Below are 22,178 nucleotides of genomic sequence, written 5' to 3'. Positions count from 1 at the left end.
GAAAGCCTTCCCAGAAGGAAGATAGGAAAGTATTATTCGACATGAAAACGGTAGTTTGTGTAGGTTTTTGTTTGGCGACTAAACCATATCACTTACTACCGTTTTTGTTTTCAGTTCCCGCTAATCTGCGAAGAACCAAAAAAAAGCCCTGCGATTGTAGGGCTTGGATAGAAAGTGCTTTTAATTACAGTACGATACCGGCAAACAGGAAGCCGAACATAATACTGAATACCATGCTTAGCAGACCCGGGATCATGAAGCTGTGGTTAAAGATAAACTTACCGATGTTGGTAGTACCCGTACGGTCAAAGTCGATTGAGGCAATGATTGGGCCGTAGTTTGGAATGAAGAAGTAACCGTTCACAGCAACAAAGGTCGCGATGATCACTTCAGGTGGCAGGCCAAGAGTGATGGCTACCGGTACCAGTACTGCGGTTGTTGCGCCCTGGCTATTAACCATGACAGACAATGCAAACAGTGCAAAGGCAAAGGTCCAAGGGGCCATTTCGACCAGACCTGCCACCGTTTCTTTCACCATTACACCATGACCGCCGATGAAGGTGTCACCGAGCCAGGCGATACCAAAGATAGCAACAATGGCGCGCATACCTGCATGGAATACAGAACCTTGGGTGATGGCATAACCGTCTGGTTTGCAGATCAGGATGATCAGGGCTGCAATAGACAGCATGACAATTTCAATCGTATGGGCCATGCCCATGGCATTGCCGTCAAAGCTAGGACGAAGTGATGGGAAGGCACCCATTAGAACCACAATTAACGAACCGAACAAGAATAGTGAAACGGCTTTTTTGGCTTCAGGTTTCACTTCAAGCTCTTCAACCTGCACCTCTTGTTCCATTTCCTGGCGGAAAGCTGGATCTTCCATGCGGCGACGATACTCAGGATCATCTTTAAGCTCTTTCCCCAGTTTGTTGACGATGACACAGGCAGCCGTCAGACCAAGGCTAGTACCCGGAATGGTGACCAGTAGCACGTCGGCAAGAGTGATCCCCTGAGGTTCAAGGAAGGCAACCAGTGCAACAACCGCTGCAGCGATTGGGCTGGCAACGATAGCAAACTGGGAAGCAATGACCGCCATACTCATCGGACGCTCAGGACGAATGCCGCTGCGACGGCTGACTTCCGCAATAACCGGAAGAACAGAATAGGCAACGTGGCCTGTACCTGCCATCATAGTGAAGACGTAGGTAACAACCGGCGCGATAAAAGTAATGTATTTAGGGTTTTTGCGCAGGATTTTAGTGGCGATTTTGATCAGGAAATCGAGACCACCAGCTGCTTGCATGGATGCCGCCGCGGCAACTACAGCCATGATCATCAGCATCACATTGATAGGCGGGCTAGTAGGCTGCAAGCCAAATACGAAGCTTAAGACGGCAAGACCAACGCCCCCCATGACACCCAGACCGATACCACCGATCCGCGCCCCGATTAAAATACAGACGAGTACAATTAAAAACTCAACAAAAAACACATCAATCTCCTTGATGACAGCGTTTAAGGTAAATGAAAAATTTGGTTGCACATGATATCTGTTTAATATTTCTCGCAATCAAACATTCATCACACAAAAGCAGTATGACCTTGTAAAAAGTAAGGCCTAATGCGTCTTGTAATAAGTAGTTGTTAAGTAGAGGTAATTGGTGGTAATCGCTATAAAGAATACTTGTAGCGTTTAATAACAAAATGGCTGGCTTGGTTTGAGTTTGGGATGTTGAGTCTGGCAATAGAGCGGTGTGGGTAAAATCAAAAGCAGGTGCTGAGAGTGCACCTGCTTCATTGTGAGTCTGATGGCTATTATGAATAGCTTATTCTGTTGCTGTTGCTGTTGCTGTTGCTGTTGCTTTCACCACCAGGCGATTCCGGTTGTCCCTGCTTTGGCGGATAAGCTCATCGCCAGCTAGCATTTCTTCGGACTTTGCCAGGCGGTCATAGAGCAATACGTTGACAGTTGCTGCCAGATTCATACAGCCAACCGTCGGGACATAGACAACGGCATCTGCGCGGTCGACCACATCTTGAGCGATTGACCCATCTTCCGGGCCAAACACATACAGTACGTTTTCCGGATGCTGAAAGTGCGGAAGGGGAATTGCGCCTTCAGCCAGTTCTACACACACAACTTTTGTCTCGTCAGGCAAGCCATCGAGCAGTGAATCCATCCCGATAAGCGGGATTTTTCCCGAGATGTTATTGGTATCGGTGTGGAATTTTGCGGCATGCTCGTAACGTTTGCCGGTATAACAGACCGAATCAACACGGTAACACCCTGCAGCACGCATGACGGCGCCGACGTTAGAAGGGCTTTTGGGGTTACTAAGGCCAATAGTGACTCGGGCTTTGTTCATCGATGTTATCCGTCTACCAAGTGTGAAAGAGCGCGGCATTCTATCAAAGCACAACGCAGAGCGGTAGCTCAGGGTAAGTACCGCACTATTCGTAACGTAGGCCACTGCAAAATGTGCAGAATATGGTTATAAAGTGAGCGATCACGCTGAAAGTTGTGTCCTTGCCCCCTTAACGGTAGATAAGTCACTAAAAGATAATAATTTACTGTCTACACTGGAGGTAACTTATGTCATAAAAAGAGGGATCTTTATGTCAATTACACCTCTAAGCAGTGACAAGCTGTATCGCGCATCAGAATTGAATGGACTGGCGGCGGATTGCAAGTCGACCAAGAACCTGACGCCGCTTGATGAAATCGTCGGGCAGGAAAGGGCACAGCAGGCCGTTGAGTTTGCCATGTCGATCAAAGAGAAGGGCTATAACATCTATGCCATTGGCCGTAATGGTCTGGGTAAGCGCACCATGGTGCTGCGTTATCTGAACCGCCATGATCCGAATGGCAACGGCGTGCCTTTGTATGACTGGTGTTATGTCGCGAATTTCGAGGAAACGCGTAGCCCGAAAGTGCTGAAGCTGCCGGCAGGGACAGGGCAGAAGTTCAAGAAAGAAATCGAGAAGTTGATGCTGAGGCTGGTCAAGGCCCTGCCGTTGGCGTTCGACAACGAAATGTATTACAGCCGTTCCGAAACGCTGAAAAATCAGCTGACCCAGAAGCAGGAAAGCTCGTTGCTGACCCTGACCAATGAGGCAAAAGAGAAGAGTGTTAGTCTGTCGCTGACCACTCAGGGTGAGTATCAGCTGGTGGCGCTGAACGGTGAGGAACCCCATACCGAAGAGAGCTTTGCCAAGCTGTCCGAGGACGAGCAGCAACAGTTCGAAGAGACGATTAACGATCTGGAGAAACAGCTTCGTGGTATCGTTCGTCAGCTTACCGAGTTGGAAGAAGAATTCTCCGATAAAATTCAGAAACTTAATGAAGAAGTCGCCCTCGATGTAGTGGTGCACTTTATCAAGCCGCTAAAAGAGGCCTATAAGGGTCAGTCTGAGGTGAAAGCGTATCTGACCGCAATGCAGAAAGATATTCTGGATAATCTGGATATCTTCCTCGAAGAGAGCGAAGAGCAGGTCGCGCTTGCCTATGCGGCGCTCGATAAGAAAATGCCGCGCCGTTATCAGGTCAATGTGGTGGTGAGCCAGCCGGATCAGAAATTTCCTATCGTGGTGGAAGACAGTCCGAGCTATCACTCCATCTTTGGCTACGTGGAAAACGCCACCTACAAGGGAACGGTCTTTACCGATTTTTCTCTGATCCGTTCAGGCAGTCTGCACCGGGCAAACGGCGGCGTGCTGCTGATGGATGCGGTGAAAGTGCTGGAACGTCCCTATGTCTGGGATGGCTTGAAACGAGCCCTGCGGGCAAGAAAATTGAACGTGAGTTCATTGGAGCGAGAGGTGACACTGTCGGGCACCATTTCGTTGGAACCGGAAGATATCCCACTGAATGTGAAGATTATCTTGTTCGGAGACTATCAGACCTATCAGCTGCTTCAGCACTATGATCCTGATTTCAGCGAGCTGTTCCGGGTGACGGCTGATTTTGAAGACGAGATGCCGCGTACCGACGAATCCGAGGTGCAGTATGCCCGTTTTATCTCCAGTATTGTGAATGACAGCGAAATGCTGCATTGCGATAGAAAGGCGATTGCCCGGATCATCGATTACAGTTCACGCCAGGCTGATGATCAGAACAAACTGTCACTGCATTCCGCCGATATTGCCAACTTGCTGCGCGAAAGTAATTACGTGGCGAAATCGTCAAAGGCGACTATGATCCGCGCCAACCATGTCGAGCAGGCATTGCAGAGTCAGGAGAAGCGGGTTAGCAGGCTCAGAGATCATGTGATGCAGACGTTTACCAATGGAACCACCTTGATTGATACCCAAGGCTCGGTTGTTGGCCAAATCAATGGTCTATCTGTGATTTCGACCACTGACTACCAGTTCGGTGCTCCTAACCGCATTACCGCGACAACCGCGTACGGAGAGGGTGAAGTGTTTGATATCGAGCGCAATGTGAAGCTTGGCGGTCGTATTCATTCCAAAGGCGTTATGATCTTGTCGGCTTATCTTGCCTCTATTTTTGGCAAGGCGAAGAAGATCCCGTTGACCACTCACCTGACTTTTGAACAGTCGTACGGCGGGGTGGATGGTGACAGTGCTTCGATGGCTGAGCTATGTGCAATTATCTCTGCTTTCTCAGACATGTCGATACGCCAGGATGTGGCCATCACCGGTTCCATGAACCAGTTCGGGGAGGCTCAGCCAATTGGTGGCTTAAATGAGAAGATTGAAGGCTTTTTCGATGTCTGTGGCATCAAAGGCCGCCACCCAACACAAGGCGTGATTATTCCCAAGTCGAATGCCCACAACTTGATGCTCCGTAAAGATGTCGTGGCTGCCGTAGAGAAAGGAGAATTTCAGATCTGGGCTATCAGCCATGTCACCGAGGCGATTGAGATCCTGACAGGCAAACCGGCCGGTACTGTGTCTGACGACAATGCCTATCCGCTTGATTCTGTGTATGGTCAGGCCCAGGTGAAGCTCAATGCATTGAGGCTGTAACCGTATCGAGGAACTGAATCCTCCATTTGAAGCGTGAGTCTATCTAGCCAGCAGGTGTCCCTGCTGGCTTTTTTGTCTATAAACGCTGGCATCTGCGGTGAACTTGATAAAGAAAGTCACATTCTAAAATGTGGCTAACACCTTGATTGCCTAGAATTAGTACTAATCCTGCCTAATTTCTTTTGATCCAAAGCCAGTTTTAATTCGTTTTGCTTTCCATTCGCGTTAATAGGCCAGATAATAGGTTGATGGTAGCAGCTAAAACGGTTTAGTCGTGGAAAAAAGAAAACGTATAACAATTGCCGACATTGCTAAATTGGCGGGTGTCTCTAAAACAACAGCAAGTATGGTTCTCAATGGCCGAGCATCGACGTTCAGGATCAAAGAAGAAACCCGTGAACGGGTGATGGCTGTCGCAAGAGAAAACCACTATTCGCCGAATCTGCACGCAAAGTCATTGCAGGCCAACCGCTCTGATGCAATTGGTTTGGTTATTCCAGACTTGACGAACTTTGGTTTTGCTTCGATCGCACGTGAATTGGAAAAGCTTTGTCGCCAGGCAGGGCTGCAATTGCTGATTGCCTGCTCGGAAGATGATCCGGATGTTGAGCGTCAGGTTGTCGATGGCCTGATCCGTCGTCAGATTGATGGCTTGATTGTCGCCTCTAGCCAAACATCTGATGAGTTCTACCAGACTCTAACCAAGCAGATCCCGGTTTTACAGCTCGACAGGCATATTGGCCAGTCTGCATTGCCTCTGGTGCTGACGGATGCGGCCAAAGTGACAGCTGACTTGATAGAGAGAATTGCGGCTTCCCCTGTCTCCGAGTTTTATTATTTTGGTGGCCAGTTAGAGTTGTCTCCAAGTCGCCACCGTTTGGCAGGTTTCGAGTTGGGCCTGAAGCGGGCGGGCGTCGACGAAAACCCAGAGTGGATCCGTCACCGAGACTATCAGCCGGAATCGGGTTATGAAATGATGCAGCAGTTGCACCAGGAGCTGGGGCGGTTGCCCGAGGCCTTGTTTACAGCCTCGTACACTTTGCTTGAAGGGGTGTTGCGTTACCTGAAAGAACACAATTGCCTGGAGGCGCTGGAAAGCAAAGAGATGCGGCTGGCAACCTTTGATAACCATGATCTGCTGGATTGTCTGCCGCTTAATATTGATTCCGTTGCCCAGGACAGTGAAAAGATAGCTCAGACCAGCTTTCAACTGATCCGGCTATTGTTGTCGAGTCAACGCGTCACGCCAACCTCTTTCGCACTGGATGCCAATATCTGCTGGCGTAGCCAATAGGTGCCCGCGCGATTTTAGGCCGCCTTCGAGACTTCGAAACGGTCGACCAACTGGTTGAGTCGGCTGATCGCATTTTTGAGCAGTGTGGTTCTACGGGCTAGCTGTTGTGATGAAATCTCCAGCGATTGTGTGGTGGTCTGAGCCCTTTTAGCGGTGTTGGCGTGTTCTTCACTTGAACTGGCGATGTGACTGATATTATCGAACATAGTGTCGACTGCTTGCTGAAGCTTCTGGCTTCGTTGTCCGTCATCCAGACGGAAAGTATTCTGCTCGACATTCTTGACTCCTTGCTCCATGAAGTTGACTGCCGTTTCCGACTCCTGCCGTAACTTGGTCATAATGCTGCCGATGTGATTGGCTGCCTGTGATGTCTTGGTAGCCAGGTTGCGTACCTCATCAGCCACCACAGAAAAACCTCTGCCATGCTCGCCGGCGCGGGCAGCTTCGATAGCCGCGTTAAGGGCCAGCAAGTTGGTCTGATCGGTGATTTCCGAAATCAGTTTGACGATGTCGTCAATCTCTTGCATCTGGTTGTTTACATCATTGACACTGCGTGCCGAGGCCTCGACAATCTCCTTGATTTTATTGGTATTGCTGACAGCTTGCTGGTATTCCTTCTGGGCGTTATCAACTGTACTGTGCATCTCATGCTGCATGGTATTGGCAGCGACGGTTGCATTGGAAATCTCCTGCTGCTGGCTGTCGGCAAGAGACAGCATCGCATCGATTGAGTTGGCTGTCGCAATGGTGGATTGATCAACGAGATCACAGCGTCTGAGCATGGATTCGCTGACCTGTTTCACCTCGCTGGAGGCATGGATCATCTCGCTCATAATGCCGTCGAGATTGTCGATGAAACTGTTGATCCAGCGCCCCATATCTCCGGATTCATCCGGCTTGAACCGGCCGGTATCCAAACGTTGTTTAAGGTTGCCATTACCCTCGGCAATGGTCTGGATAACATCCGACATTTGTTGTAGCTGTCGGGCGATGGGTTTGGCGGCCAGGAAGGTAAAACTCAGTGTACTGAGAATAATCGTAAGCAGGGTGACCAGCCCCTGCTGGTAGACTGGTAGCGACAGCCAATGGGTCAGTAGCAGCGGTGTGAGGAGGGAGAATATCAGTGCCAGGGTGTATTGCTTGCTCAGGGTAAAACCCAGCGAGCGATGGCGGTAGACCTCTTCCAGATCGGCTTCGCACATCATTCCCCAACGATCAGGCGATCCTTTGAGCTGGAAGGTCACGCCCTTGCCGATAACCGGAATGTGCCGGTAATCGGAGTAGCCCGGGTAATCGATATAGAGGTTGGAGCCGTTGGCGATGGTTTCCCGCACGCCGGGATGCAGTTCGTTGGTCGCCGGATCGGTAAACCGGATCTCAAACTCGGTATGCTGGCGGATCTTGACCATCCCCCAGTTGGTGTTCACGCCGGATTTTAGGTTCTCGCCATGGGAAAAAGTATTGTCTTCGAAACGGGATCGGGAGAGGGCGGTACCGGGAAGGATCGTGGGATCGAGGCGAGATTCGACCATAAATATGTAGTTGTCGCCGGACTCATTATAGATATGGCCGGCTTCACGCTGGATCAAATCCCCCATGACATCGTTGGGTACACGGCCGCAGAGGCAACCGATAATCTGGTTGTCGACACTCAGGGGCTGGTAGAACATCAGCGTGACTTCATCATGAAACGCTGAGCTCGAGGGGCCGATTTGCAAGGTTGCTTTGTCGACATAGGGTCCGTGCAGGAACGGTGCTTTCAGTCCCTGTTCGAGTATCGTTTTATTTTCGTGCCGGGTACTGATATGTCTTTCATAACTTGAGAAACTCACGCTACCGGCAGTCTGAACAATGAAAAGCTCCGAGAAATCGCCGTTACGTTCCAGTAAGTGTTTTAGTACGCTGTTTTTCTCGTCGTCTGGCTTGGTGGCGACATACAGGGCGGCATTTTGCAGGAAGTCCCATTGGCTGTTTACCCAGGACTGGAGTATGTGAACGCGGTTGTTCGCAATACTTTCAAATGTTTGTTCAAGTGTCGTACGGCGGGAACGGTTAAGCCAGCAGGCCTTTCGCATGGCTAGTTTTCCCGTCGAGCCCCATAACGGCAACCAGCGCTTTTCTTTTTCCGACAAGTTCATCTTATGTCTTCCCTAACTCAATGATATTGATACCTTTAAAGCAATCTTGGTGCCATTGTCGGAAAACGAACATAGCGCAGAGAATTGCGCTGGCAATGCAGTGTTAGCAGGACAATTGGTGCAATAAAGTGCCATTTTTTGTGTTGATATTTCGGAGTCTCCTTAAGGCAAGCGCACAGCGCAGAATGTTGTTGCACCACTTGAGAGCGGGTGCACTATCTGTTGCACTATTTTGTGGCATTTTTCCTCAACTCTCAGTGCCAAAAATCAAACCCAACGCTTCTAATACCCGATCAGACAAGTTTTCGTCATAACCAGAGTTTATGTGCGACTAGTGCGAAATTCGCATGATAAATCATATTCCTTTCCTGCATATATCTAGATCACATAACGCGCAATTTTGACACTATGATCACAAAGCTAAACGGTTTTAGCAGGTTTTGCTCGATCAACTAAATCGGTTTAGCAATAATCAGCTCCGTTGTTTAGTGGTTTACAAATTAATGGATAGATGGAATTAGAATGATGAAAAAAAGCCTCTTATCACTTGCAGTGTCTTTTGCCGTAACTTGCTCTGGTGCCGCCTTGGCGCAAGGCGATACAGCGAGCTTAGAGCAAAGGATTGCTGATTTAGAGAAGCGTCTGGAAAAAACAGAGCAGGTGGCAGTTGATGCTGAGAAGCAGGCGTCTGCGTTTGAGTTTCACGGTTATGCTCGCTCAGGTTTGCTAATTAATGACGATCTGAACGGCGCATCAGGCACTGGCCCGTATATGACTGCGGCAGGTGCGCTGGGCGGAGCGGTTGGTCGTCTGGGTATTGAAGATGACAACTATGTAGAAGTCATCCTTGATCATAATATCAGTCAGGATGACGGTTCATGGTCAAAATACCGCGTGATGATAGCGGACAGCACCGAAACCAACAACGAGTGGACAGCTGATGACTCTAAGCTGAACGTTCGCCAGATCTTTGCCGAGCTAGGAGGCCTGGACTCGTTTGATGGTGCGCTGGCTTATGCATCCATTTGGGCTGGTAAACGTTTTGACCGCGATAACTTCGATATTCACTTCATGGATACAGACATTGTCTTCCTGTCTGGTACCGGTGCGGGTATTTATGATGTTCAGTTTAGCGAAGACTGGCAGAGCAACTTCTCTATTTATGGTCGTGACTTCGGCACCATTGATAGCTCAAGCCTGGAAGTCGAAAACTACATTGTTACGATGAACAACTACATCGGCCAGTGGCAGTTAATGCTTAACGCAATGACAGCTGCAGACAATGAAGACAGAGATCAGACTGCATCATCACCGACCAAACGTGCCGAAAATGGTTACCATGCTTTACTCGCCTATCATGGCAACAACTTCTACGGCGGCGGTGAAGGCTTCTCCAAAACAGGTATTCTTGTCGGTCAGGGCCTGGGTGCCGAGCTGAAGGGGATTGGTTCAAACGGCAACCTGAACGAAGATGCCCAGGCGGTGCGCTTGTTCAGTTACGGTGTAACCCGCTTTGCCGATAACTGGCGTATTGCGCCTGCTTTCCTGGGTGAATTTAGCAAAGATCGTGTTAAAGACGGTGATGAGTTCCTATGGGCGACGGCGAATGTGCGCTTGGCACAAGAGCTAACCAAAAACTTCGAGATGGTGTACGAAGGTTCTTACCAGTACATGGATCTAGACAACGGTACCGAGCAGGCTGACGGTAGCTTCTATAAGGCGACGATTGCGCCAACCTTCAAGCTAGATACGTCTGGTGGTTTCTTCCAGCGCCCGGAAATTCGTTTTGCAGCATCATATGTTGACTGGAGCGAAGATCTGAACAACTACTCAGTGAGCCTGGACAACGATGCAAGCACCATGGGCGAAGGTGGCGAAATGATCTTTGCTCTGCAGATGGAGACCTGGTTCTAGTCGGATGCAATAAATCGCATTCATTAATCTTTTGGAGCAGCCTTTTAAACTTGTGATTTTTTAGAGTAATCTTCAGTTTTGCGGTGGCCTTGTGCCGCCGCTTTTTTTGTGCGAACGAATGGACAGGCTAGAAAACAAAAAAGCCGAGCAGTGCTCGGCTTTTGGCTGTTCATCAGACTAAATTTATGATTAGTCAGCAATTTCAGCGTTGTGGTAAACGTTCTGAACGTCGTCACAGTCGTTTAGCGCATCAAGGAATTTCTCAAATGATGCTACATCATCGCCAGAAATCTCAGTCATTGTCTGAGGGACAAAAGAGATTTCTTCAACATCCAGTGTGACATCTGGCATTGTTGCCGTTAGCGCATTCTTGACCTTGAAGAACTCAGTGTGCGGTGCATAAACAGTGATGATACCGTCTTCACACTCGATATCGCTAACGTCAACATCTTCCATCATCAGGTTTTCAAGAACGGCTTCTTCGTCGTCACCATTAAACTGGAATACGGCCTGGTGCTCGAACATGTGAGCAACTGTACCTGGGCCACCAATCTTGGCGTGGTTCTTAACGAATGCCTGGCGAACATCCATGAAAGTACGGTTGTTGTTGTCAGTTAGGCAATCAACGATAACCATGCAGTTACCTGGGCCGAAACCTTCGTAGCGCGCAGTCGCAAAATCTTCACCACCGCCACCTTTGGCCTTATCGATCGCTTTTTCGATAACGTGAGATGGTACTTGGTCTTTTTTAGCTTTTTCAATCAAACGGCGTAGTGCAAGGTTGCTTTCTGGATCAGGACTACCGTTCTTAGCACAGACGTAGATCTCTTTACCGTATTTTGAGTAAACCTTGATCTTGGCGCCTTGTGTTTTTGCCATCGACAATTTGCGTACTTCGAACTTTCTTCCCATGAGGAATAACTCTCTATGTTGATATTTGGGACTTTTGTTGAGGGCGGATTTTACCAGTTAGTGAGGGGGGAAGGCTAGGGGTTTAAGCTGACTGGGCTGGTAAATGGCTTGGTAGATACCCGGAGTGAGAGCTAAGTATGCAGATGAGCTGTTGATGATTTTATCACAATATATTCAGAGCGTTGATATAATTGTGACCCACGTTGCATATATTGAATTTTGAACCTAGGTTATACCGTATAAGTTTTGCTCAAATATGCTCAGAGTTTAATATTGTGTTTATCATTCTTTGCATTTTGGTGTGAAATGTTAGACATTGGTTTCCGTCGTCTGCCGATAGATTTTCCTATCACTCCAACCTTACTGGCTTCAATTGAAGCGCTGTCGGATGTTGAGTGGTTAGCGCATGTTAACCGTGCCTGTTATGACGGTGCGTGGGATGTTTTTCCATTGCGCGGCCTTTCCAAGTACCAGGACCAATCACCGATCTTGCAGGCATTTGCGCTGGAAGAGTCAGAATCTGAGGCGGATTTTGATAATTATGCCTCGTTACAGGGCTGCCCGGAACTTACCGCTTTTCTCAGTCAACTAAGCTGTCCCATTCTTTCAGTTCGGCTAATGCGTTTAAGCCCAGGTGCGACAATTGCACCGCATCGTGATCACGGCTTGTGTTTCTCGAAAGGTCAGGCTCGGCTTCATCTCTGCCTGCAAACCGATCCCGATGTCGAGTTTATCGTCGAGGGCGAGTCGGCCCATATGGGCGAGGGCGAGTTGTGGTACCTCAATGCTGATATGGAACATGCGGTTTACCACCGGGGAAGCAAAGACCGTATCCATGTGGTGATTGATTGTATTGCCAACGACTGGCTGCGAAATATGCTGGGGTTGCCGGAGCATCGTGAGCTGGCAGACTATTCAGTCCCAGAGCGACAAGCCTGGTTAATTAAGTTGGCTGAGCAGATTGTGTCCTGTCCGCACGAAGAACGTTATGGATTACGTCAGCCGGTAAGGGAACTGGCAACCAGCCTAGCCAATTTGAGCGCTTTGGACTTGCACCCCGATATTTTCCTGGACACCGACTTTACCATGACACCCTATGGGAAGGCGGTATCAATGACAACGGCGGCGCAGTGTGCGGAAGAAGTGTTGCGCACCGCGGTGTTTGTACGCGGTATCCATCAGGCCATTAGCGAAAGATTACACCCTGAACAACCAGTTTCGGTGTTATATGCCGGAACCGGTCCTTTTGCGACTTTATTACTGCCGCTGATGGGGATGTTTTCAGCAGAGCAGCTTCAGGTAACCATGCTTGATATTCACGCCGAGTCCTTGGAGAAGCTCCAAGCTTTAGTCGAATCGTTTGGCTTGGGAGATCGCGTGGCAGATTATACCTGTGCCGATGCAGCCCGTTGGCAGCCTGAAGAGCCGATTGACTTGGTTGTTTCGGAGACCATGAAGGCAGCGTTGGCCACAGAACCACAGGTCAGTATTTTCTCTCATCTAGTGCCATACCTAAAACCGACAGGGACATTGATTCCGCAGGCCGTTGAACTGTCAGTGAATGGGTTAGATCTCAACGGAGAACGCATACCGTTAGCGGCGAAAGGACGGCTGGATCGTGCAACGGCGTCTGATTTCGCTAGCGGTAATCAACAGGCATTGAACATTAGTGCAGCTCTACCCGAGCAGAGTAGTATTCAGGCTATCGAGATTTGCACAGACATTCAGGTTTATGGGCATCACCGTTTAACCGCCTATGACTGTAGCCTTAACCTTCCTTTCGTGATCCCATTTTCATCGTCGACGCAGCAATTCATTTGCGGTTCTGAGACGTCGAAGGCCAGAGGCGTTGTACAGCTAGCGTATTCCACAGGCTTAGAGCCGGGGTACACCTTATCGTTTACACCATCAACAACTGATACTGCAGAAATCGAGGGGCAAGAGTAATGCAAAAGGGATCACCTGTAGAATTAGATCAGCAACGTCGTCAGATTATCGGTACGGGCCTTGCTGCTTTGGGCGTGGCCAGTGTAGCGGGATTATCAGCACCGGTATTTGCCAGTAACCAATTATCAACAGAAGGTACCGCTCAAGATAATTGTAGTCGCCTGACCGAGCATCAAATTGCTTCATTGGGAATCAACGCGCCAACCTTTACCGTTGAAACGCCTGAGGGGGAGACGCTGACTTTGACACGACAGCTTCGAATGGCGCGTCGATATCAGGATCTTTTATACCTTTCATACCAGAACGAGTCTTCAATACACGTTTATGATTTAGTTTCTTTACAGCCTCGATTCGAAATCCCATTTAGTGATCAGCTAGGCATATTAAAAGATTTTGCCGTGAGCGAAAGCGGCGATGTTTTTGTACTGTTTACCGGCCAGCACACCATTACTCATCTGAGCTCAAACGGGGCTTTCGTCCAGACCATTGGTGAGTTTGGTATTGATAAACCGCAGCAGTTAAACGGGCCAGGTTCACTCACGATAGACTCCCTGGGCAATATTCATGTTTGGGATACGGGGGCTCGGCAAATAAAAGTATTCACACCCGATAATCAATTTGTGCGCCAGTACGGGCGGGCACGATTAAGTCCGCTACAGATGGTGAAAAGTATTGACGGGCGAGATCAGATTGAGGTGACTGGTGGGTTGAGTGGTGAAAATACGTGGAAGTTTGCAGTGTTGTAATGAGATCTCAACTAAATAATGAAAAAAACTAGGGTTAACCAGATGAAGCATTTTATTCCGCCAAAAGGTTTGCATATTCGCCCCTCTAGGGCTGCGGATAAAACTTTTTTAGAAAAGCTGCACCATGCGGTTCGTAACGACCTTCAGTTTATTGATGGCGACAAAGATCAAATTGAGGCCATTATTGAAATGCAATTTCGCGCTCAGAATGAAGGCTATGGTGATCAATTTCCTAATGCTATGTACTTCATTATTGAAAAACACCATCAGCCTATAGGTAAGGCAACGGTTGACTTTGGCCCCAATGAAATTCGTCTGATTGATATTGCCTTTTTACCCGAGGCACGCGGACATGGCTTTGGGCGTGCAATTGTTCAGTCTTTTCAAGTTTGTTCTGCTAATGCCGGGGCGCCACTAACCTTGAGTGTCGCACAAACCAATCTAGCCGCTAAGCGGCTATATCTGAGTTTAGGTTTTCAGATTGAGCAGAGTCAGCCCCCTTATGACTTTCTGGCTTGGTATCCGGCATTGACAAAAATCAGAGCATGAAAAGTCAGATTTATAAATTAATTAGATAATACGGAGAACAAGAATGGAAAAATTTGCGGTAAATATACTGGAACCTATTATCGGCGATTTTGTACAGGTTTGTGACTTAAAACAGAAGAAAATAATTGAGCTGAAGTTAACCCATGTGGAAAAAACGAAGCTCTCAGGCAAGCAATGGGACTCGTATTGTGTGACTTTGCTGGGAACTGCTGATAATCCCCTCGGACAAGGTACATACCAATTAAGCCATCCGGCATTTGGCGAGGTTGATTTGTTTTTATGCCCGAACAGCGCAACTGAGTACGAAATTATCGTTAACCGCAAGCTAGATTAGTTTTCATTCAGTTACTCAACACTCAATAAGGAGATGAGTATGGCGACCCCTTTTTATGGTGAAGTAAAGATGTTTGGCTTTAACTGGCCACCAAAGGATTGGGCATTATGTAATGGCGACTCTGTCTCAATCAACCAAAATACGGCGTTATTTTCTCTGCTCGGTACGATATATGGTGGAGATGGGAGAACGTCATTTAATTTGCCTGATTTGTGTGGACGAGTGCCTGTCCATGAAGGTAATGGATATGTTGCTGGTCAGTTTTATGGCTTTGAATCAATAGCTCTTAACCTGAATGAACTTCCTGCACACAGTCATGTGGTGAAAGCAACAAGTGATGATGGTGCCAAAATACCGAGTTATGAAGCCGCCTATTTCGCAACGAGTTTGGATTACCGGCAGAACCCTCCGGTACAAACCAATTGTTATGCCCCAGTAAGTAATCTTGCTAGCTTGGCTGGCGATACTGTAAGTGCGGTTGGTGGTAATCAAGCCCATTCAAATATGCAGCCGAGTTTAGTGATGTCGTTTTGTATTGCTTTGACCGGTGTTTATCCATCAAGAAATTAAGGAGTAACTTATGGCGGAGTCGTTTTTAGGTGAAATTCGCATGTTTGGTGGAAATTTCGCTCCGAGGCAATGGTCATTTTGTTCCGGACAGTATATTTCTATCGGGCAAAACCAAGCACTGTTTTCTCTGTTTGGTACAGGTTATGGCGGTGATGGTAGGACAAATTTTATGCTCCCGGACTTACGTGGTCGGTTGCCCGTTGGTCAAGGTGATGGTCCGGGACTAACTCCAAGGATGATAGGCCAACGTTTTGGTGTTGAGCAAGTAACTATTACTGAACAGCAAATGCCAGCACATAGCCATGGCTTTCAAATAAGCCAAGAACAGGCCGTCAATGCCAGTGCAATCGGAAATGTGCCAGCGTCACTGGAGGACAGCGATAACATTTATCTGACTCAGAATAGCCCTGCCGACGGGCAAAAAATGGCTGAAAGCAGTGTGCAAAGTACAGGAAATGGACAGGGGCACTACAATATGATGCCGTATCTGGGAGTCAGCTTTATTGTCTCTATGGCAGGCCTTTATCCATCAAGAAATTAAGGAGAAACGTATGGCTGAACCTTTTATTGGTGAAATTCGCATCACCCCATATACATTTAGCCCTCGGGACTTTGCCTATTGTGATGGGCAGTTAGTGCCTATTTCACAAAATTCGACGTTGTATGCTGTCATTGGTACAACCTACGGTGGCAATGGAACAACGTCAATGGGGTTACCAAATTTAAAGGGGCGGGCGCCGATGCACAGTGGGCAAGCTCCCGGTTTGTCATACCGGCCTATTGGTTATCCAGGTGGTGTTAATCAGGTCGCTTTGGATCAGACACAGTTACCAGCTCATACTCACGAAGTTACTGGAATTAACAAAGCGGGGGATAGTCATTCAGGGGCTGGAAATTATCTTGCCATTGATACAAATATAAATGTACGCGTGAGAAACTTAAACGCAGCGCCAACAGGCTTGCAGGATATGAGTTCAGCAACTTTGCAAGTAGCAGGTGCAAGTGCAGCCCATGAAAACCGGCAACCATTTTTGGTTATGCCGTTTTGCATTGCCTTAATGGGGTTATTCCCATCAAGAAATTAACAGCTTAAGCCGATGCAGTTTATCGGCTTAAAGAATGATTATTGAGGTTTAAGTGTTAAGTCGCTCGTTGTTAGTAATGCTTGTCTTCTGTCTTTTAAGTCTTAAAGTCAGTGCCGTTGAGTTTATTAATTTTGATAAGCTGGAGCGGCTTTCTGCTTTTCAACCCAAAGTTGGTACGAGCAAGGGTTATTCTTTTTTTGAGGATAAGCAAGGTAATGTATTTGCCACTCGGCAGGCATTGATTCTTAAAACTCGAGTTAGAGCGTTTGGGCGAGCTCGTATACCTCTAGGTGTCGTAAAACATGCTGGTTTCGCTGGCAGTGAATTGTTGGCACAGTTCAATCAATTTGCCTACTTTATGGTGACATTAAAGCCAGCGTGGAATGAATTTTCGGTTGCAGGTGAAATGATGCAACTACAAGGTGTGCTATTGGCCCAACCGGATATATTACAACTAACCAAAAACAAATGGTTTTTCTCTACTGAGAAAGAGAAAGAGCGTAAGATTTTTTATCGTTGGAAAGATCGGATTCATTTTTCTGAAGCTAAACTATTATTAAATAAACAAGCATTAACAAATCCACTAAAAATCGCCATTATAGATGATGGTTTTGACTTCACTCATCCTGATTTAGCGAAACCTGTTCTAGCATTCAATGTCACAGACAGAAGCGATGATGTATCTCCGAATGGTCCTGCTGAAAAGCACGGCACATTGGTTGCGGGTATTTTATTTGCAGACTCAAGATCAAAGCAGCTAAGTGCGGCGGTTGATGGTGCAGAGTTTATCGCGATAAAAAACACGCTAGCCTGGACGTCTGATATTATCTTGTCGTTTTATACGGCCTACTTGGCTGGCGCCGACATTATCAATTGTAGTTGGGGGCTGCCGGTTTTACTTGAACCTGTCGCGGATGTGGTTCAAGAAATTGCCACTTCAGGCAGGCAAGGGTTGGGTACTGTCATTGTGTTTGGTATTGGCAATAAAAAACAAGATGTTAGCAATAGCCGTACAATACAGGCCTCTAGGAGTGTGGTGTCAGTTGCTGGTGTCGATAAATACGGGCATTTAGTTACTTCTTATGGCAGTACAGTTGATGTGGCTGCTCCAACACTATTACCAACGATAGACTCAAGAGATCATGCCATTGTCGGTAACTTAGGAGGAGCGTCAGCAGCTGCCCCAGTAGTTTCAGCTGTTATTGCATTGATGCTACAGGTAAACCCAAACCTCAGTATTGCTCAAATTAAAACTATTTTAGGTGCGGCTGAAACAGAGCCGCAAAGCGTCCTGTTCCAGCAATATGGCTTCAATATGGTTGATGCCTATATGGCTGTTCATAAAGCTGCAAGTCGTTAATAAGGAATTAAAAAAGATGGAAGAAAACAATAATGCTAACGGCACTAAGCAGGAGAGTGAAATCAGCAGGTATGATACGAGTTCAAGATACCATTCATTGCTTCCTGAATTATTAGAGGAGCTTAATGTTGCGATTATGATGACCTCTTATCAAGCGGGTAAATTGATTACTTTAAGAAGTCATAATGGTGAGATTGATACGCACTTTCTTGATTGTCCACGACCAATGGGGCTGGCAATTAATAATCAGCATTTGACTTTGGGGATCTGGGCACAAATTTTAGATTATCGTCGTGATGATACTATCAGTCGTCAAGTCTCCGACAGTGACATTGTCGATAGCTATTTTATTCCTAGAACTTCTCATGTATCAGGCATGATTAATATACATGATATTGCCTGGGGGGAGGATGGAACTCTTTGGGCCGTAAATTCCAGTTTTTCCTGTATTTGTAAAATCACTCCTCAATTTAGTTTTGAGCCTTACTGGAAACCAAAATGGATTACGGAACTCGTACCGGAAGATCGCTGCCACCTTAATGGTATGGCACTGAAAGAAGGTAAACCGAGGTATGTCACTGCATTTAACCAAAGTGATCAGGCAGGCCATTGGCGCAATATTGGGAATAACTCTGAAGGTGTGTTGATCGATATACATAACAATGAAGTTTTAGTCGATGGTATATGTATGCCTCATTCACCAAGATATATTAATGAACATGTTTATTTTTGCGAGTCGGGCGCTGGGATTGTGTGGAAGTTAGACCCGAATACCAGAAAGAAAACGATTTTTTGCAAAATACAAGGCTTTACAAGGGGGATGTCACACTATGGAGGCTTACTATTTGTAGCAACCTCGAAAATTAGGCCGTCGGAAAATAATATTTATATGCCTATCCGTAATGAGTTTGAGCATACAGAATGTGGTTTGTGGGTACTGGACATCAATTCTGGTGAACTCATTACCTTTTTGGAGTTTGATGGCGATATAAGTCAACTTTACGATGTCGCCATTGCTGAAAATTGTCATTTCCCTGAAGTAATGGAATGGCGCGATGAAGTGTTGGCTGATTACTTTCAATTTCCGAGTACTGGCAACGTCTCATAGGGCCGTTTAGGCGTGTTTCTAAAATACATTTTACTTGAGCCGTTCTCTAAGGATAGAAAATGGGTGATAAAAATAAAACAATCAAAGTTCTGTCCGCCGCTGTATTTGGAGGCGTTGTGGCAGGTGGGCTAGCTCATGCCAACCCGATTAGTCGCTCAGTGCGCAGTTATTCTGGTTCACGTAATAAAGGTCAGTGGATCAAGTCAACACAGTCTACTGATAATGAGCAGATAATATCTTCGGGCTTTGGTGCTTTGAGCGCGGAGCCGAAAGCAAACATGGGTGATCCAGAAGTGGCTCAGCAATCAGTTGAATCATTTTTGGAAAGACTCAAAAAGAATAAAGAAAATTATCAATCAAGATTAATTAAATCCATTGAATCTGTTAGCCATAATGAAATTGGAACTAGCTCATATTTTATAATTGGCAAGATAAAAAGTAACGGAGTGTGTTACTCAACAGGTGTTTCTTCTTTTTGTACTAATGACCCAGATCAACAATGTAACAGTGATGCAGACTGTGGTGGCGGCGGAGATACTACAGCACCGACCGTTAATACCAATACAGGCCTCACTTTAGATGAAGGGGCAACTGCAACCATCACTACAAGTCAGCTATCAGCAAGTGATGATCAAGATAGTGGTTCTAATATTAGTTTTATCGTGGGCAGTAGCGCACCAAGTAATGGGGCATTAAAAAACAATGGCACAACACTGACCAGTGGCGGTACTTTCACTCAGCAGGATTTGGTAAATAACAATATTACCTATGTTCACGATGGCAGTGATACGACCTCTGATAGCTTTACCTTTACGGTTAAAGACTCGACCAATAATGCAACCAGCAGCGCGACTTTTAATATCACGGTAAATGCAGTTGATGATGCCAAGCCGACGGTCACCACCTTCAGCGCCTCGGATACGCAGCTGAAAGCGGGCGAGACGGCCACCATTACCATTGAATTGAGTGAGGCCAGCAGCGACTTCAACATTGGCGATATCAGCGTAACGGGCGGCGAGCTGTCGAACTTCGTGTCTACCAGTGCCACCCAGTACAGCGTGCTCTTCACCCCGACGGCTGACTCGGAAGCCACGGCGACGCTGGATATCAATGCCGGTAGCTTCACCGATGCGGCGGGCAACGGCAATACCGCGGCCACCCAGCTGGCACTGACGGTCGATACTCAGGCCCCGACAGGTCACAGCGTGGCGCTGAATGACACCAGCTACAACAGCTCTGAAGCCAGCTCGGCGAGCTTCAGCTTTACCGGGGGCGAGGTGGGGGCCAGCTACAGCTATACCATTTCCAGCGCCAACGGCGGGGCTGATGTGACCGGCAACGGCACCCTGACGTCAGCGACGCAAAGCATCGGTAATATCAACCTGGGTAACCTGAACGACGGCACCCTGACGCTGTCGGTGACAGTGACCGACAGCGCGGGCAATGCCGCGGGGGCGGTGACGGATACGGCCACGCTGGATAAAACCAAGCCGACGGTCACCACCTTCAGCGCCTCGGATACGCAGCTGAAAGCGGGCGAGACGGCCACCATCAGTATTGTTCTGAGCGAGGCCAGCAGTGACTTCAACATTGGCGATATCAGCGTAACGGGCGGTAGCCTGACAAACTTCGTGTCTATCAGCGCCACCCAGTACAGCGTGCTCTTCACCCCGACGGTCGGTTCAGAAACCAATGCGACGTTGGACATCAATGCCGATAGCTTCACCGATGCAGCGGGCAACGGCAATACCGCGGCCACCCAGCTGTTGCTGACAGTCGATACGCAGGCACCGAGCGGTCACAGCGTGGCCTTTGGTGATACCCGATACAGCGATTCGGAGAAAGGCAGCGCCTCGTTCAGCTTTACCGGTGCCGAGGTGGGCGCCAGCTACAGCTATACCATCTCCAGCGCCAACGGCGGCAGCGATGTGACCGGCAACGGCACCTTGACGTCAGCGACACAAAGTATCGGCAATATCAACCTGGGCGGCCTGAACGACGGTGATCTGACACTGTCGGTGACGCTTACGGATACCTCGGGCAATGCGGCCACGGCGGTGACGGCAACCAGTGCGCTGGATACCGCGGTGCCGAGCGGCCACAGCGTGGCGCTGAATGACACCAGCTACAACAGCTCTGAAGCCAGCTCGGCAAGCTTCAGCTTTACCGGGGGCGAGGTGGGGGCCAGCTACAGCTATACCATTTCCAGCGCCAACGGCGGGGCTGATGTGACCGGCAACGGCACCCTGACGTCAGCGACGCAAAGCATCGGCAATATCAACCTGGGTAACCTGAACGACGGTACCCTGACGCTGTCGGTGACAGTGACYGACAGCGCGGGCAATGYGGCGACGGCGGTGACGGATACGGCCACGCTGGATAAAACCAGGCCGACGGTCACCACCTTYAGCGCCTCGGAYACGCAGCTRAAAGYGGGCGAGACRGCCACCATCAGTATTGTTCTGAGCGAGGCCAGCAGCGACTTCAACATTGGCGATATCAGYGTAACGGGCGGCGAGTTGTCGAACTTCGTGTCTACCAGCGCCACCCAGTACAGCGAGCGCGATCTTCACCCCGACAGCCAACTCAGAAGCCAATGCGACATTGGACATCAATGCCGATAGCTTCACCGACGCGGCGGGCAACGGCAATACCGCGGCCACCCAGCTGTCACTGACGGTGGATACGCAGGCSCCGASMGGTCACAGCGTGGCCTTTGGCGATACCCTCTACAGCGACTCGGAGAAAGGCAGCGCCTCGTTCAGCTTTAYCGGTGCCGAGGTGGGCGCCAGCTACAGCTATACCATCTCCAGCGCCAACGGCGGCAGCGATGTGACCGGCAACGGCACCTTGACGTCAGCCACGCAAAGTATCGGCAACATCAACCTGGGCGGCCTGAACGACGGTGATCTGACATTGTCGGTGACGCTTACGGATACCTCGGGCAATACGGCCACGGCGGTGACGGCAACCAGTGCGCTGGATACCGCGGTGCCGAGCGGCCACAGTGTCGCCTTTGGCGATACCCTCTACAGCGACTCCGAGAAAGGCAGCGCCTCGTTCAGCTTTACCGGTGCCGAGGTGGGCGCCGGCTACAGCTATACCATCTCCAGCGCCAACGGCGGCAGCGATGTGACCGGCAACGGTACCTTGACGTCCGCAACGCAAAGCATCGGTAATATCAACCTGGGTAACCTGAACGACGGCACCCTGACGCTGTCGGTGA

General features: G+C 48.5%; 18 protein-coding genes. 14 read left to right on the top strand and 4 right to left on the bottom strand.

The features are described 5' to 3' along the window. Positions 1 to 184: 184 nt before the first annotated feature. Both EIZ48_RS27090 and EIZ48_RS27085 read right to left on the bottom strand, forming a co-directional pair. Entirely contained in the window at positions 185 to 1,498 is a 1,314-nt protein-coding gene (locus tag EIZ48_RS27090) for an anaerobic C4-dicarboxylate transporter family protein (RefSeq protein ID WP_160658367.1), read from the bottom strand. Positions 1,499 to 1,832: 334 nt separating this feature from the next. Further along, complete coding sequence (locus tag EIZ48_RS27085; protein WP_160658365.1) at positions 1,833 to 2,372, bottom strand: RNA methyltransferase; 540 nt, start codon at positions 2,370 to 2,372, stop codon at positions 1,833 to 1,835. Between the two features lie 250 nt (positions 2,373 to 2,622). Between EIZ48_RS27085 and EIZ48_RS27080 the strand changes: the two genes are divergently transcribed. After that, the gene (locus EIZ48_RS27080) at positions 2,623 to 4,995 is read left to right on the top strand and encodes a Lon protease family protein (RefSeq protein ID WP_160658363.1); all 2,373 of its coding nucleotides are present in this window, start codon (positions 2,623 to 2,625) and stop codon (positions 4,993 to 4,995) included. A gap of 274 nt (positions 4,996 to 5,269) precedes the next feature. Further along, complete coding sequence (locus EIZ48_RS27075) at positions 5,270 to 6,289, top strand: LacI family DNA-binding transcriptional regulator (RefSeq protein WP_160658361.1); 1,020 nt, start codon at positions 5,270 to 5,272, stop codon at positions 6,287 to 6,289. 14 nt (positions 6,290 to 6,303) lie between these two features. On the opposite strand, the gene EIZ48_RS27070 is transcribed toward EIZ48_RS27075, so the two are convergent. Beyond that, complete coding sequence (locus EIZ48_RS27070) at positions 6,304 to 8,427, bottom strand: methyl-accepting chemotaxis protein (protein WP_160658359.1); 2,124 nt, start codon at positions 8,425 to 8,427, stop codon at positions 6,304 to 6,306. Between the two features lie 525 nt (positions 8,428 to 8,952). Here EIZ48_RS27070 and EIZ48_RS27065 point away from each other — a divergent pair. Continuing rightward, positions 8,953 to 10,341, top strand: coding sequence for a carbohydrate porin (locus EIZ48_RS27065; protein WP_075764305.1), 1,389 nt, complete (start codon positions 8,953 to 8,955; stop codon positions 10,339 to 10,341). Positions 10,342 to 10,530: 189 nt separating this feature from the next. On the opposite strand, the gene EIZ48_RS27060 is transcribed toward EIZ48_RS27065, so the two are convergent. After that, a complete protein-coding gene (locus tag EIZ48_RS27060) occupies positions 10,531 to 11,253 on the bottom strand; it encodes a YebC/PmpR family DNA-binding transcriptional regulator (RefSeq protein ID WP_160658358.1) in 723 nt (240 codons plus the stop codon). A 306-nt stretch (positions 11,254 to 11,559) separates the two neighbouring features. Here EIZ48_RS27060 and EIZ48_RS27055 point away from each other — a divergent pair, with 306 nt between their 5' ends. From EIZ48_RS27055 to EIZ48_RS27005, 11 genes are all read left to right on the top strand, one after another. Next, positions 11,560 to 13,200 (top strand): aspartyl/asparaginyl beta-hydroxylase domain-containing protein, encoded by a 1,641-nt coding sequence (locus EIZ48_RS27055; protein ID WP_160658357.1) that lies wholly within the window; start codon positions 11,560 to 11,562, stop codon positions 13,198 to 13,200. Then, the gene (locus EIZ48_RS27050) at positions 13,200 to 13,946 is read left to right on the top strand and encodes an NHL repeat-containing protein (protein ID WP_160658355.1); all 747 of its coding nucleotides are present in this window, start codon (positions 13,200 to 13,202) and stop codon (positions 13,944 to 13,946) included. Before EIZ48_RS27055 ends, EIZ48_RS27050 begins: the two co-directional genes overlap by 1 nt. Positions 13,947 to 13,988: 42 nt before the next feature. Continuing rightward, positions 13,989 to 14,495, top strand: a complete 507-nt coding sequence (locus EIZ48_RS27045; RefSeq protein ID WP_160658353.1) for a GNAT family N-acetyltransferase — start codon at positions 13,989 to 13,991, stop codon at positions 14,493 to 14,495. A gap of 43 nt (positions 14,496 to 14,538) precedes the next feature. Further along, positions 14,539 to 14,829: a DUF6916 family protein gene (locus EIZ48_RS27040; RefSeq protein WP_160658351.1), complete on the top strand. Its 291-nt coding sequence runs from the start codon at positions 14,539 to 14,541 to the stop codon at positions 14,827 to 14,829. Positions 14,830 to 14,868: 39 nt separating this feature from the next. Continuing rightward, entirely contained in the window at positions 14,869 to 15,399 is a 531-nt protein-coding gene (locus tag EIZ48_RS27035; RefSeq protein WP_160658350.1) for a phage tail protein, read from the top strand. A gap of 10 nt (positions 15,400 to 15,409) precedes the next feature. Next, entirely contained in the window at positions 15,410 to 15,940 is a 531-nt protein-coding gene (locus EIZ48_RS27030) for a phage tail protein (RefSeq protein WP_160658348.1), read from the top strand. Between the two features lie 10 nt (positions 15,941 to 15,950). Further along, positions 15,951 to 16,484 (top strand): phage tail protein, encoded by a 534-nt coding sequence (locus EIZ48_RS27025; RefSeq protein ID WP_160658346.1) that lies wholly within the window; start codon positions 15,951 to 15,953, stop codon positions 16,482 to 16,484. 52 nt (positions 16,485 to 16,536) lie between these two features. Continuing rightward, positions 16,537 to 17,844, top strand: coding sequence for a S8 family serine peptidase (locus EIZ48_RS27020; protein ID WP_160658344.1), 1,308 nt, complete (start codon positions 16,537 to 16,539; stop codon positions 17,842 to 17,844). A 16-nt stretch (positions 17,845 to 17,860) separates the two neighbouring features. Next, positions 17,861 to 18,952 carry a TIGR03032 family protein gene (locus EIZ48_RS27015; RefSeq protein ID WP_160658342.1) on the top strand — a complete coding sequence of 364 codons (1,092 nt, stop codon included), beginning with the start codon at positions 17,861 to 17,863 and terminating at the stop codon, positions 18,950 to 18,952. A gap of 59 nt (positions 18,953 to 19,011) precedes the next feature. Beyond that, complete coding sequence (locus EIZ48_RS27010) at positions 19,012 to 21,576, top strand: Ig-like domain-containing protein (RefSeq protein WP_160658341.1); 2,565 nt, start codon at positions 19,012 to 19,014, stop codon at positions 21,574 to 21,576. Beyond that, on the top strand, positions 21,557 to 22,178 hold a 622-nt coding region (locus tag EIZ48_RS27005), incomplete at its 3' end, for a hypothetical protein (protein WP_205298621.1). The genes EIZ48_RS27010 and EIZ48_RS27005, both read left to right, overlap by 20 nt.

The sequence above is a fragment of the Photobacterium alginatilyticum genome (genome assembly GCF_009910675.1).
Taxonomy (GTDB): domain Bacteria; phylum Pseudomonadota; class Gammaproteobacteria; order Enterobacterales; family Vibrionaceae; genus Photobacterium; species Photobacterium alginatilyticum.
This window is presented reverse-complemented; position numbering and strand designations above follow the sequence as displayed.

Coding starts and splice junctions, on each gene's coding strand:
- EIZ48_RS27085 (WP_160658365.1), bottom strand. CDS start 2,372: ATGAACAAAGCCCGAGTCACTATTGGCCTTAGTAACCCCAAAAGCCCT.
- EIZ48_RS27080 (WP_160658363.1), top strand. CDS start 2,623: ATGTCAATTACACCTCTAAGCAGTGACAAGCTGTATCGCGCATCAGAA.
- EIZ48_RS27070 (WP_160658359.1), bottom strand. CDS start 8,427: ATGAACTTGTCGGAAAAAGAAAAGCGCTGGTTGCCGTTATGGGGCTCG.
- EIZ48_RS27065 (WP_075764305.1), top strand. CDS start 8,953: ATGAAAAAAAGCCTCTTATCACTTGCAGTGTCTTTTGCCGTAACTTGC.
- EIZ48_RS27060 (WP_160658358.1), bottom strand. CDS start 11,253: ATGGGAAGAAAGTTCGAAGTACGCAAATTGTCGATGGCAAAAACACAA.
- EIZ48_RS27055 (WP_160658357.1), top strand. CDS start 11,560: ATGTTAGACATTGGTTTCCGTCGTCTGCCGATAGATTTTCCTATCACT.
- EIZ48_RS27050 (WP_160658355.1), top strand. CDS start 13,200: ATGCAAAAGGGATCACCTGTAGAATTAGATCAGCAACGTCGTCAGATT.
- EIZ48_RS27045 (WP_160658353.1), top strand. CDS start 13,989: ATGAAGCATTTTATTCCGCCAAAAGGTTTGCATATTCGCCCCTCTAGG.
- EIZ48_RS27040 (WP_160658351.1), top strand. CDS start 14,539: ATGGAAAAATTTGCGGTAAATATACTGGAACCTATTATCGGCGATTTT.
- EIZ48_RS27035 (WP_160658350.1), top strand. CDS start 14,869: ATGGCGACCCCTTTTTATGGTGAAGTAAAGATGTTTGGCTTTAACTGG.
- EIZ48_RS27030 (WP_160658348.1), top strand. CDS start 15,410: ATGGCGGAGTCGTTTTTAGGTGAAATTCGCATGTTTGGTGGAAATTTC.
- EIZ48_RS27025 (WP_160658346.1), top strand. CDS start 15,951: ATGGCTGAACCTTTTATTGGTGAAATTCGCATCACCCCATATACATTT.
- EIZ48_RS27015 (WP_160658342.1), top strand. CDS start 17,861: ATGGAAGAAAACAATAATGCTAACGGCACTAAGCAGGAGAGTGAAATC.